Origin of the sequence: Segatella copri, from assembly GCF_026015295.1 — a bacterium.
Taxonomy (GTDB): Bacteria; Bacteroidota; Bacteroidia; order Bacteroidales; family Bacteroidaceae; genus Prevotella; species Prevotella copri_C.
This window is the reverse complement of the sequence record NZ_JAPDUW010000001.1, coordinates 1,039,297-1,052,595: the sequence shown is the minus strand read 5'-3', so window position 1 is coordinate 1,052,595 and position 13,299 is coordinate 1,039,297. Positions and strand designations below refer to the sequence as shown.

General features: G+C 39.8%; 12 protein-coding genes and 1 pseudogene. 5 read left to right on the top strand and 8 right to left on the bottom strand.

Annotated features, from left to right (window positions below):
* Positions 1-9 precede the first annotated feature (9 nt).
* The 8 genes from ONT18_RS04335 to ONT18_RS04300 all read right to left on the bottom strand — a co-directional run bounded on the left by ONT18_RS04335 (position 10) and on the right by ONT18_RS04300 (position 7,840).
* Positions 10-960, bottom strand: coding sequence for a toprim domain-containing protein (locus tag ONT18_RS04335; RefSeq protein WP_264904285.1), 951 nt, complete (start codon positions 958-960; stop codon positions 10-12).
* A gap of 70 nt (positions 961-1,030) precedes the next feature.
* Entirely contained in the window at positions 1,031-2,149 is a 1,119-nt protein-coding gene (locus tag ONT18_RS04330) for an AAA family ATPase (RefSeq protein WP_118081761.1), read from the bottom strand.
* Between the two features lie 130 nt (positions 2,150-2,279).
* Positions 2,280-2,618, bottom strand: coding sequence for a helix-turn-helix domain-containing protein (locus ONT18_RS04325; RefSeq protein ID WP_264904282.1), 339 nt, complete (start codon positions 2,616-2,618; stop codon positions 2,280-2,282).
* Between the two features lie 172 nt (positions 2,619-2,790).
* Positions 2,791-3,516 carry a hypothetical protein gene (locus tag ONT18_RS04320; protein ID WP_264904280.1) on the bottom strand — a complete coding sequence of 242 codons (726 nt, stop codon included), beginning with the start codon at positions 3,514-3,516 and terminating at the stop codon, positions 2,791-2,793.
* Positions 3,517-3,806: 290 nt separating this feature from the next.
* Positions 3,807-4,181: a helix-turn-helix domain-containing protein gene (locus ONT18_RS04315; protein WP_094881202.1), complete on the bottom strand. Its 375-nt coding sequence runs from the start codon at positions 4,179-4,181 to the stop codon at positions 3,807-3,809.
* Between the two features lie 14 nt (positions 4,182-4,195).
* Positions 4,196-4,894: a hypothetical protein gene (locus ONT18_RS04310; protein WP_094881203.1), complete on the bottom strand. Its 699-nt coding sequence runs from the start codon at positions 4,892-4,894 to the stop codon at positions 4,196-4,198.
* Between the two features lie 166 nt (positions 4,895-5,060).
* Positions 5,061-6,242 (bottom strand): site-specific integrase, encoded by a 1,182-nt coding sequence (locus tag ONT18_RS04305; protein WP_264904276.1) that lies wholly within the window; start codon positions 6,240-6,242, stop codon positions 5,061-5,063.
* Positions 6,243-6,331: 89 nt separating this feature from the next.
* A complete protein-coding gene (locus ONT18_RS04300; RefSeq protein ID WP_264904274.1) occupies positions 6,332-7,840 on the bottom strand; it encodes a helix-turn-helix domain-containing protein in 1,509 nt (502 codons plus the stop codon).
* A 726-nt stretch (positions 7,841-8,566) separates the two neighbouring features.
* On the opposite strand from ONT18_RS04300, the gene ONT18_RS04295 reads away from it, so the two are divergent.
* From ONT18_RS04295 to ONT18_RS04275, 5 genes and pseudogenes are all read left to right on the top strand, one after another.
* Positions 8,567-8,692 (top strand): Abi family protein, encoded by a 126-nt coding sequence (locus ONT18_RS04295; protein ID WP_245403052.1) that lies wholly within the window; start codon positions 8,567-8,569, stop codon positions 8,690-8,692.
* A 780-nt stretch (positions 8,693-9,472) separates the two neighbouring features.
* Positions 9,473-10,312 carry a DUF4377 domain-containing protein gene (locus ONT18_RS04290; RefSeq protein ID WP_264904273.1) on the top strand — a complete coding sequence of 280 codons (840 nt, stop codon included), beginning with the start codon at positions 9,473-9,475 and terminating at the stop codon, positions 10,310-10,312.
* Between the two features lie 392 nt (positions 10,313-10,704).
* A pseudogene (locus ONT18_RS04285) lies at positions 10,705-11,139 on the top strand (ORF6N domain-containing protein); the annotation flags it as partial.
* A gap of 66 nt (positions 11,140-11,205) precedes the next feature.
* Positions 11,206-11,958 carry a hypothetical protein gene (locus ONT18_RS04280; protein ID WP_264904271.1) on the top strand — a complete coding sequence of 251 codons (753 nt, stop codon included), beginning with the start codon at positions 11,206-11,208 and terminating at the stop codon, positions 11,956-11,958.
* The gene (locus ONT18_RS04275) at positions 11,912-12,601 is read left to right on the top strand and encodes a DUF4840 domain-containing protein (RefSeq protein ID WP_264904269.1); all 690 of its coding nucleotides are present in this window, start codon (positions 11,912-11,914) and stop codon (positions 12,599-12,601) included. Before ONT18_RS04280 ends, ONT18_RS04275 begins: the two co-directional genes overlap by 47 nt.
* Positions 12,602-13,299: the final 698 nt, after the last annotated feature.

Genomic DNA, 13,299 nt, shown 5'->3' with positions numbered 1-13,299 from the left:
TTTGGGACATTATTTGGGTGGTTTGATGATACCATTGATTACATCATTAACATCTTTGTAATTGACATATCGATGGGATTCATCTACTACCTTATCCTGATAAGCAGCTTTTATCTTCTCTACAGTCTTTGCACCTGCATCATCGTTGTCCAGATAACAATGTATCAGAGTGTATTCCTGCAGGTATGGCAGCAGAACCTTGATGTTACTGACAGAGTTGAGAACGAGATAGTCGCATTCATGTGGCAGACAAATCTCATTGTCTGTTATCCATTTCTTGATACTGGCATATGTCAGCATATCAAAGAAACCTTCAAAGATACAACATTCTTTGTGTAGCTCGTTGTTTGGTCTGATGATTGAAATCGACTTTTTGCCAATGCTTCGTTTGCTGTATTTGTTCCTTGCTTCCATTCCACCCTCGATATTCTCAAAGGCTATGGCATAGTAACTCTTGTCATAGATACGATAATGTACTTCCTTGCAATACTCCTTGGCTATGTCATAGTCTATTCGTCTCTGCAAAATGTAGTCTCTGAGATAAGGATGACTGAGCCCAACAATACGCTCAATGATGGTGTTGGCTTCTTTTGCCTTCTCTCGCTGGTCAGCTTGGTCTTGTTTCCAGGCTTCCTTTCTCTCATTTTCCTTTCTTTGGGCTTCATAATCCTCTGAATATTGTAGATGGTGTTCTTTTATCTTCTGTTCCAGATAGGTCAGAACTTCATGATTGTTCCAGGAAGGATTCATTTTCTGAACCAGATTGATGAGATTGCCACCTTCGCCAGCTCCAAAGTCATTCCATAGATTCTTCTTGGGACTGACATTGAATGAAGGCGATGCCTCAGTCCTAAAAGGAGACAGATACCAATAGTTCTCCTTTAATATATAGACATGATGATAGCCCTGTGATTCAAGGAACTGCACAATGCTGACTGATTTGATTTCTTCTATAGTCATGTTGTTACATATTTTATGGGCACATATTAGTTTAATATATATATACCCGGTTAAACTTAAACTTATAAACTTACTTGGACGGAAACAGAGTAGGGTGATAATGGTAGCCGTCTTTCTCTTTTGTTATCAACTTTCGTTCATTGAAAATCTTTAGCATCTCCTTCACGGCATTATCACCACGTTTGTAACCTTCTTCGGCATAAGCTTCACCCAGAGCCTTTACCAAATCGACGTATCTCTGTGGGGTACTCTTGGAGAAAATCTTTTGAAGTACCATCGTATGAACATCGTCAGGCAGAGAGGTGAGCGGCTTGTCTTTGGGCTTGACAACAGTGACGTGATAACCGACATCAAGGACAGGCAGAGAGTTATCGTCAATGTGGAATGCCCAGCTCGAAAACTCTTTGTCTCGCATGTGCATGGGTCTTACCTCACTGATATTGGCATCCTGCTTGTTCTTGCTGATAATCAGCACCGTTTCTGCCTTATTCTCCAACTCAGTACCAATATGGCCACGAGTGTTGTTGTCATTCTTGTTAAGGTGGAGCACGCAATGGATATGCAGATCATACTTGCTCGTCCATGCCATCAGCATCGTCATTACGTCTGTTGACTCCTTGGCATTGTTGATGTCGTACATGAGATCTCGCAAACCATCGATAATGACAAGTCCCACACCATCAAATGTTCTTAGCGCATAATCTATGAGGGCTATGCGTAGAGTAGGAGTGAACTCCCTTAGTCCATAGAATTTGATGCGCTTGTCTTCCTTGTTAAGGCTGAGTCCTGCCAGTCGGTAGATTCGTTCAACAACATTGTGGCAATGATAGCGACTCTGCTCCGTATCGAAATAGAGGATCTGTCTCTTTCCTTCAGGAAAACTTGCCCGGTAGTTGAGTACAGTGGAATTGGTTAAAGCTGCTGCTACCATCGCCGTGATGTTGAACGTCTTTTTACTCTTTGCCTTACCAGTTGATGCGCTGAAATTTCCGAAAGTGGCAATGGTACAGTCACCGACCCATAACACCTGGGGTGGTACGGGCGGTTTTTCTGAAGCTTTTATCTCTCCTTGTCTGAGATAGCTTTCCAGTTCACTGTCGTTGAAAGCGCTCTTGCACAGCATGCCTACTTCAAGAGAACTTGCTGCAGACTCTTCTTTCTCACTTTTACTGTTTCTTCCTCTTGCCATTGCTTCTTTCAATTTGATTTCTACACTTTGAGGGGTCAATCACTATCTCAGACTTTTCCAAGAGAGCCGTCAGTTGGACATCAGAATAAACTCTGGTCTTGTTTTTCTTTCTGTCTTTCATAACGCTTCTCTATTTATTGGCACTGTCCTTTCGTGCCGGGGTGATATGGTTGTTGCGCATCCATTTCAAAAGCTCCTTCTTGTCGAAATAGATGGTTTTGCCCTGTGGCTTGTAGTGAGGAATCTCCATGTTCATGGTGAGCTTGTATATCTGAGACTGAGAAACGCCAAGATATTCCGCAACCTCAGTGGTGGTGAGCATCTCTTTGTTTGAGAAATATCTTTCCTCAATCTTTGAAAGTCGCTCGTTAAGTGCCTCAGGTTCTACCGAAGTAAGTTCCTTTACTCTCATTTCCAAAAGTTCTACTCTCTTGGCAAGTATGTTCATGTCAATTTTACTATTTTCCATTTTCTAATTACTTTTATGTTAGACAATAAGGGGGCTACCCCCGAAACTGAATCGATTCGGGGGCAAAATTACCCCAATAAAATCTAATACAACCGACCTTACTCCTGACACTCGGAAGTGTCAGGGGGGAAGTAAGGAGATTTTTCTTTTCAGTTGTTTAACTTACTTTACTTCATCGCATTTCTTTCAGTTGTTTTGCAAAATCCAGAAACTCCCCACTTGGGAACTTTGCAGATGAAGCCTTCAGTTCACTAAGTCGGCTGCTGATAGCACCTCGCTTGGATGCCTTTCCCGTACTCTTAGGGATGAGCAGCTGATTGTCCGCAATAAGTGATACCCAGTTGTGGGGAATCATCTTCTCGATAGACAAAGCATACAGCAATTGAAGTACCTGTCGCATGTTGACTACAACCAGAGATTCTTCCAACGCACATTTGAAGAATCCGTCCATCGTTTCTTCATCGATACCATCTACAAAGAAATTCGACTCATTGGCGAATTTCGTAATGAGTCGAATCTGTTCTGGAGTGAATGAAGCAAGAATACGAGGGCTTTCAACCACAACTTCAATGTGGTTGAACTCATAAACCATTGTCTCAAAGTCTCCTTTCTCAAATGAGGACTTGGTGAAGTACTTAGTGACAAGGTCTTTTCTGGTTGTAAGCAACTCATACAAGCTGAATACATGCTTGAAATGGTTGCGGACGATCTGCTCCTCGGAAGAGAAGACCGGGAGGTGATAGCTAACAAAGTCGTTGACATATCTGTCATACAACTTGCCATCGTTAAGGATTTCCGACTTGTACTGCTCGTAAGCAGCACGATAGAGTGTCCAAAGCTCATCTTTGGAAAGCTCAATCTCTTGTTTTGGACAATGATCTGAGCATTGTAAACACAAAAAGAGAGAGCACAGAGGAATTGTTCTTCTGACTCATATTACTTTTTGTTAATGAATAAATTTGAAATACGCCTACTTAATGAAGCAGGCGGAAATGTGTATTTAACTTGACTGATATTTGCTATGTAAGTCATCATTTCAGTGCAAAGATACACTAAAATTGTGCAGTCTATCTGCATTCAGTATAAAAAATAACATCAGTATGATTATTTAGACTGTTATCAAAAGAAAAGCCTACATTAGGGAATATCCAATGTAGGCTTCTGAATTATAGGCATTTATCTGTCCTGTCAAATTCTTCGTCTTGGTCTTTTGCTGAGTATCTGATTAATCTCCATGGTGCTGATTGGAGCCTCTATCTTGCAGCCAGATTCTAACCATTTGATAAGGTCATCTCTAAAGAAGGTGTATTTCTTACCCTTCTGATTGACAGGGATTTCACCGTTTTGTATGTAAGTGTACATAGTGGATTTCTTGATTTTAAGAAACTCACATGCCTCCTTCACATCCATCGGAATATGATCTGATAGGGAAGGTCTTTTAGTCCTGCGCACTTCTTCTCGAATCAGTTCCATAGACTGGTCAAGAAGATCGAATCTTTTTAGAATCTCTGACAATACTTCCGGTATGTCATTGAATGTTATTTGTCTTTCTTCGTTCTGCATATTGAAAACTTTCTTTATTTCTGATGATGAAATTGATAATCATTGTAATCGGGTACATCTATCTCAATTACGCATTTGCCCTTCTGTCTCAATGTACGTCTCATGCTTTCCACTTCAACATCCTGGAGTTCGGTAGGAAAACATAGCTTTATGAAGGTAGCTCGTTTCTGACCGCTCCAGCCAAGGCGTTCTCCAATATTCCAGGAGTAATGCCTGATGTCGAGAGTATTCAATGTTCCATTTGTTTTCACTGGAACAATACATGATTCAGGGATGTCATACAGTTTTATGTTCTGACACAGCATCTCCAAGTACTCATCTGTCATATATGGCGAAAGTACAGAGTAAGTGTAGTCTTTGACTGCATCATATTTTGAACTTTCAAGACTATACTGCCTGTTGCGATAGCGTTCACGCATTTCTTCTGCTTTCTCCACATCCGAGATGGATGGTTCGTTGGAAGAAATACTGTTGTTGATCACGATGTCTCTCACCGCTTGCGGCTTACGCAAGCACATGAATGCACAGACAATGATGGCAAATGATATATAATAGAATATCATCGGCAAAGAGAAACCGAAATCAGAGTCGGAAACTGTCACCATCAGGTTAGCAATCGCTCCATGTATTCTTGGAGCGACTACTACCATAACGATGGTGAGCATATTCGAAATGAGGAGAATCAAGAAGTTCTCTTTTAACTTTTTAATCATTGCAATTGTTACTTTTTGGAGTTTTTGTGTCTGCAAAGATATAGAGAATCTTGCTATTTTCTACTATTTCGTATCAACAAAATGCGTCTCTTAAACACTATTTATTATTCTGTGTTTCAATGCTTTAAGCGATATTTTATTTTCTCTTATTTGCCGTATTATAATCTTATTTTCTCTTATTTGCTTTTGGGCACATCTTGCTTTCTGTTGGCTTCTCGTCGTCTTTTACGTTCGTTAACGTAATTCTGCCTGCTGCCTCACGTGTTTTTGGATTTGCATGAGAAGCGTAGATCTGCGTTGTGCTGACATTTTTATGGTTAAGCAGATGCTGAACTGTATAGATGTCTGTACCAAGTTCGAGCTGCAACGAGGCATACGTATGACGGAAGCAATGGAAGGTGATATGCTTTTCGATACCGCACTCTTTTAGCCAGTTCTGCATCACACCATACGTCATAGTACGTTTGAAACCTTGGAAGATATATGTTCTGTTGGTCTTTGGATGGATTAGAGCATACGCATCATCGCCAATTGGAACCTGGGTCTGGCATTTTGTCTTCACGCAAATAAAATCCAGATAATATCCACCATCAGCATAGCTACGGATGTTTTCCCATTTCAATCTCAGGATGTCGCTGATACGGAGACCAGTCAGACAAGAGAACAAAGCTGCCTTTCGAACCACCGGAATAGAACATTCAGTGGCATACATTCTTCTAACTTCCTCCAATGTAAGACTTTGCTTCACTGGCGTTGTACATGAAATGTTTTCCAACAGGCTGGCAAGATCATCTGTCAGTCTTCGCTCACGGTATGCCTTTGTCAAGACCTGCTTGAACACATTCCAATAGGCTGATGCCGTATTTCTGGAAATAGACTTCTTGATAACATGTCCACCTCTTGATGACACTTTGGTGTCAAGGAGATATTCCATGTACTTGTTACAGTAAAGTACATCAAGCATCTCAAATGTACATTTACCTTTACTGAACTTCTCGAAATGCTTGTAGGCTGCATCACACTTCACATAGTTGCGATTCACCATATTTCTGAAATATCCGAGAAAGTCCTCCTTCAATCTGTCACGGTTGAAGAAATCGTACTTCTCATCAAGAACATCAATGTACACCTTACAACGAATAGCTTCTGCCTTAGCGAGAATCTTGTCGTTGTAGAGCTTCTGCTGCTTGTTGGCAGGATCGGCATAAATGTACATGCCAAGTGAGCGACGGCGTATCAACTCCATCGTCTCCGGGTCTCTATATCCTGGCCAGAAGTCCAGGAAAAGTGACTTTGTTCCGTTGCGTCTGTCACGCATACGGAGCTTAACGGTTTTACATACTTGCATAATATATCTGATTTTTGTATTAATAAAATTCGTTTGCAAAATTCTTAAATAATACTACATTGACAGCAGTAAAGAGAAAGTAAATCATACTATTCAGTATAATCTGTTTTCAAATCATCATTTTTGAAACGTTTTTCCATGAGTCTGTCGAATTCTTCTTTTCTAAAGAACATGAATTGCCCCTTCTTTACTTTAGTGACTTTGTAATGCTTGACGTAATACTGAACAATATCCTTTGTCATTCCATACTTCTTCATTGCTTCTTCTACGGAATAGTAGCGTTCTCTCCCTTCGAAATATCCAGTCTTCAGCGCCTGGATGTGCTGCTTTGAATAGTAGGTTACTCCATATTCAACTTTTGAAGGTATCTTATGCCTGTGGATGAATGAACGTACTGCGTCATGCGTCATCTTGTAGGTATCTCTCATCTCTTCAGGAGTGATCCAGTCATTTATATCCGCATACTTATGCTTTTGATTATACAGGATGTCAATGGCCTTCTTCTCATAGAAGTTGAAATTTTTAAGAGCTATTTTAGGAGTTTTGTTCTCTCTGGTCATCACACCGACATGCTTGATGGTAATCTTGAACATTTCTGCCACTTCCTCAGTTGAGTAATATCCTTCTGGAGTAGGAGGACATGCTCGCTCCTGTGCTTTTGGTTGGAAGATGACACGTTCTGTTCCATCCAGGTTCTCCACTTTCTTGGTGTTGCCCATTCGCTGTTGAGTAATCTTGTCGAAGTCGGTTCTATAGATCATCGTGAACTTACCTCGCTTCTCTGTCCTTACATCATAATTTTTAAGAGTGTAGCTAATCTGATCCTTTGTTAAGCCATACTTTTCTGAAATCTCTTCGTAAGTGTACCAGTCCGGATCTACCTCATTGCCTTTTTGCTTGATACTATCGATATGTATCTTTGAGTAATAGGCTTTACCATTTCTGTTTACCCTTGGTACCTTGTGATAGGTTACAAAACTCATAGCGTTAGTTCGAGTCATACCATACATCTCCATCACCTGATCCATTGTATAGTAGTTGTCGAGATCGATTTCTTCAAGAAGGTCTGCAAACTTTGCATCAACTGCCTTTTTACTGAAGAAGGTGTTACGTCCTACATAGACTTTTGGAATACCCAAACGGTCACAGCGTCCCCATACGGCCTTGCGACCGATATTATATTTCTCCATGATTTCACGCAAAGTATAATACTCCTGGTCATCTTTGCGTTTATAGCTTTTCTTCTTGTATGCACCAGCTTCCTCAAAGTACTTATCAAGATCTTCACGACGAACATATGTCTTACGTCGTAGTCTGACAGCTTTGAGTGTTCCAGAGTAAAAGCATCGATACACAGTAGTAACACTAACACCAAGAAGAAATGCGACATCTGAAGGTGTCAAGAAAGGTCGAGAAGCGATTTCCAGACTTTGCAAATTCTGAGCATCGTCCTTCTTACTTTCTCTTGCTTTTTTCTTTTTCTCGGCTTCTTTCTTCCGATGCACAACACGAGCACACCTCTTGGAGCAATACTTATTTGTGATTTTGGTAGCAATGAACTCTTCACCACATACCTCACATTTTCTTAAAATCCTCATTTTTGTTTGCTATTTAGTACCCTATGAGTCCCCCTAATTCTTTTGCAGCAATTTTCACGTTTTTGCAGCAATTTTCATGATGGTGTCCAACATGAGAAATGTCGGTCACTGGAAAGGTTTGCAGATTTTGCAATTAGTGTCCAAAAATAGAATTTTGGCTTTCCATTTGATCACAGAATTGAGGGCCACGAATGAAATTTGAGCCAAAAATACACCAAAATATTGGTTTCAGCAAATTACAAATGGAATGTGTTAAGACGAAAAAAGCCACCTAAGTAGGTGGCTTGCAAGCAGTTATAAAAATGTTCGTTTTAGAGCTGTCCAGGGGGTTACTTTCCGATGCAACATGTGGATGTTGCTGATAGTTAAGCTTTTATCTTTTAAACGGTACAACTACCCTTTTTACAAGTGCAGAGAAAATGAATAACAAATGTAATGTGCTTATTCTCAGCCTGTTAGCGATGAAGTTGTACCGCTCCTTTTTAGCCTTTTTTGTAAGATTCTGGAAACAAATGCAATGCATTGTTTCTCAGTCTCTTCCGTTTCTTGTGTTACAGAACGCTTATCTGGTTGCAAAGATACAGATTTATATTGGATTAGAGCAAACTATTATCTTAAAAAATATTATTCCACAGTTGCTTTTTTCGATAATTTTAATCGCACCACTTCATGTATCACAGTCAATGAGTTGCAGACAATGGGCAATGTGAACATGGTTTACATAATCTGAAAGCAGACAAGATACGCAAGCGCATATCGCATTACTTAGGCTTGCAACCAATTGTCTTAGAATCTTGGATAACGTCTTTGACACTGTTACGAAATGCCTACTGCCACCATTCAAGAGTGTAGAACAAAGTAAGCTCCGTCATGCCTGTCTCTCCAAGAAGAAAACCTTTGTAGAGCAAACCAATCACTCACCAAATGACTATGAGAAAGTGGCTTCTGACTCTATTGTTAAAGTACCATTGCAAACTGTACATGAACCAGAGGTTATTTGGAACGACAATAGTGACAAACAAGATGAACGGCTACGATAATAAGCCTGTATTGATGAAATAACACAAGGAATAAAATAATCTTGAAATCTCATGCAAGTTTTTGATTTCTTTTGCGTTTATAGAATAATTATAACCCTTTAATATCAAGAAGCGTATGAAAATTAGAATGATTCTTATGGCATTAGCAGCTTTGCTCTGTTTGGCAAGTTGTAGCGATGATGATTCTGGAATCCAACTCACTGAAGACGAAGTACTCGGTGATATAATTACTGGTAAGCAGATTGTTATTAACACTCTTACAAACCTATACCGATAGTGGCAGCAAGGTGAATGTTAATGGAGCTAAGGGTAAAGTATCAGCAACTTCTTCTGATGATAGTGTTGCCAAGGTTTCGTGTTCTTCAAATGAGTCAGAGAAGGAGATATACGTAAGTGGCGTTTCTGAGGGAAATGACATAGTTGGATCACGTTTTCTTTAAATGTAATTCCCCATGAGCTGACAGGGTATGGATGTCTGAGGAGCTTTTGGCTAAGATACAGAGTTCTCGGAATTAAAAATGTGTTTGCAATGCAATATTTTTGCATTTTCGGTGTTTATTATTATGTAGAGAACAATTAAAATTTAAAAAGAATGATGAATATAAATTTTTTCAGAATGCTGCTCATGACATTCCTCGCCATGGCAGGACTGGCAGCTTGTAGCGATGATGATGAGCCTAAAGATTCAGTCAAAGAAATCAGGATGCTGGTGTCGGCAGAAACAGGCGTGACGTATGCGTGGGGCGATGATATGAAGGAAAACCCCATAGAGTGCTTGCTCGTCAAGACGGAAGGTGATTCCGAAGAATGGCAAGACCTTGGATTTAAACAGATAAAAGGCTTTACCTATGAACGCGGGCACGAATATTATCTCTCGGTAAAGCGCACAATCCTCGCCAATCCACCTGCGGATGCTTCCGACCGCAGATATGAACTTATCCGTGTTCTTCAAGACAGGCTTGTAGCAGACCCTGAAATTCCGATTGACAAAGAGATAAAAACAGAAGCAGACATAGAATACTATGACTTGTGTCCTTTCGAAAAGTATGGCGTAGCTAGCACTATTGTAGTAGATGATGAAGGTAAAATAAATGGTAAAGTTGAATATGACAATGTTTCGCCGCTACCATCTTACGATAAGGCGCGTATATGGCTGGTAAATATCCTTGATCATAAAGACCCGAACTGGGTGAAATTCCATAGTGTGCCTTATCAAGCAACTTACTCGTATGTCATTTCACCCTTTACCGACAAAATTCGTCTGGTGCGTAACGAGTCATCCGGCCCGATGTTCAAGAATGTCGTTCCAGAAGACGAGTTTACACGTATCCGCTCCATGAACTCCGGCGAGGAGGTCAGATATGCGCTTATTCTTGCCAACGTCCATAAAAAGGGGCTTCAAAAGGTGGAATTTATCATAATAAAGAAATAATCATTACAGACTGATTCCCCCTCGCCCCCTATCAATCTTCTAATCATACCGACTTTCTGCAACATCGCCAACCTCATTGAGTGTGTGGCGATGTTTTATTTCATCAAATTGTTGTTGGTGTTCCGCATAATCACAGAGCCATGCGCCGATCACTTTCTGCTGTTCGGCGGTTTCGCTAATCACCAGTAACCACCAATTATCCCAAGCGGGTCTAACCATCGGAAATGAAAGGATAGTAAGGTGATGTAATATCACTGATTTACAGTCTATTAGGAATGAAAGCCGATTTAGGATTGGTTCGTTATTCTTTCCTAAATTAGCAGATTGTTTGTAAGCGTCTCTCGACTATGGAATACCATCAATTGGAAATGCAACAACACTTGCAAGAATCCGACAAGCGTATAGAAGAAGTGTTCCGTAGATTGGACGAGGGCAACGCAAAGCCGAAGCAGGGTGTGTTCTACAATGGGCAAGTTTATGATGCCTATACTTTCGTGTCCGACTTGATTAAGAGTTCAAAGAAACGTATTGTCCTTATCGACAACTATGTTGACGAGACTGTACTGACATTGCTCGATAAAAGAGACAATAACGTGTCTGCAATCATCTACACTCAGCAGATAAGCCGTCAGTTCCAACTCGACATAGACCGTCATAATGCTCAATATGCACCGATTGATGTTGAAACATTCCGTTTATCACATGACCGCTTCCTTTGTATAGACGATGATGTGTATCATATAGGAGCATCCATTAAGGACTTGGGCAAGAAGTGGTTTGGTTTCTCCAAGATGGAGATACTTACACCAGACGAATTGGTGGAATGAATCAATAGAGGATAATACATACAAATTTCAAGAAAAAGAACTTAATACATAAATATAAAGTAAGCAATGAAAAGGATTTGGATTTTTTTGATGGCGATGCTCAGCATCGTTTCTTTTACAGGTTGTGATATGACTGAGGAACCTAGCGGACCAGTTACAGTTATTGACTATGAGTTCGATAGGACTTATATTATTAACAACGATGGATGCTGTGTGTTTAAAGGATTAAAGCCCGTAAGTGCTGCTGACATTGAAAATAAGGTAAAGGGCTATGGATGGAAAGTCATAGGCATGTATAAAGTGCAGGATAACGGCAGACTTTCACAAACAGACTACCGCAAGACAGTTTATGGCGGTGGATATATGGATTATTGGTATGAGTCAGACGGTCATCTGATAGGTTTCCACCATGGCGATACCGATGGTAAGTCATATAACAAGACAGAATGGTTTTATGATGCTGTAACAGGATTCATCATGCGCGGTTCGGCAAGTCAAAGTATGCAAAGCCGCTATATGCAAGTTTTACTCCTCACAAAAACAGAGTCAAATTATTTGCAAATGCACACCATGCAGAAACTGGGCGATGCAACCGATGAGAATGGAAATCTGAAACCATTCTACGGCATGGTGATTTATCAGCGCATGACGGACAACGAACTTGAGGCAACCAAGAAAGCTTATGGTTACGATGCAAACGTAAACTATACGATAGACTCTGAACATAACAATAATAATATAGTCTCGCCGTTATATAATAAAAACAATAGCAATGAAAAAGATATCAATGGTCATTGTGGCTATTTCAGCCATGATTAGTTTAAACGGATGCCATGAGGATCCTACTTATGTGGATTCTTACTTCCAGCGTCAAAGTGTAATTGAGGAGTTGAGTAATGAGCTTAAAGGACAATACAGCAGTATATTCATTCCTGTAATCTATAATGCATCGCAAGAACAGATGGATTATAAAAGTTTATGGAAGGGTGAGGTCACAGAAAATGGTCAACCTATCATCCACTACACTTTTGGAGGGTACGAAAACCGGACTGTCACCTTACAGCAAGTCCCAATCAGCTGGATAAGTTTTGTTATAAAAGATACTAAATTGGCAGAAGCAGTCAAGCTGTTGCCCGATTATGATATTTCGATACCTTATTCTTTTGCAAGCTCAGACGAAGAAACAGGAGAAGCGAGCAAAATGGGGAAAATCATATATAGCGATAGCAAAGTACCTGTGACACTGAACTATGGCGGAAAGCAGCATCTTGTGCTTTTCAACTTTAAATGTCCTTCGCAATTTGTTTTTGATGCAGACAAGCGTCCTATCTCTCCAGGAAGGATCCAACTGGAACTCAAATCAATTATTGTTGACAATGTAATTGTCCAAGAAATTGATGGCTATTTAGGGGGAGAGTACTTTCTTAGTATTATGGGCAAAACAGATCCAATCTCGAAATGAATGAGACGAACTGGCGGTATCAACTATCGGCAATGTGGAATCATGGGAATTGGGCTATCGAAGCTAATGCAAACAATTTATTTATGATGAAGAGTTTGTTTTCTCTAAGATGGAGATACTTACACCAGACGAATTGGTAGAACGAATCAATAGAGGATAATACTTACTTTAGTAGATCAACGAGATATGTCCTTTGATGATGCAAAGTCCGTAATTACACAATCAATTATAACACTATTATAAAATCGTAAGAATATGAAGATTAAAACATTATTTAAGACAATTTTTTGCGCAGGATTAGTTTTAACTCTTGTTTTGTATCTATGCCATTTATACGGCAACTATATAGAAAAGACACAGGAGCCTATTACTGGTTATACATATAATGGATTTAAGGAAAAAAGTAACTATAAGAGTTCAAATACAATTCTTATAACCTATAAATCAAAACAATATGCATTACATACGGGAGATCGAATTTTGGACAAGATAAAGTCAGGGTATTTTCCTAAATTATACTATTCTTCAAAAACTGATTATCTTTTTTTTTGAAGGAGATTATTTGCCTGTCGGTTATGCCCAAGCAGCTTTAATTTTCACGTTCATCTTTTCAGGTATCGGAACTTTAATCTGGAGGAAACAACTTGATGATGATATTAGTAAAATGTAAAAGTATCCAAGGACTATATTGTTTATTG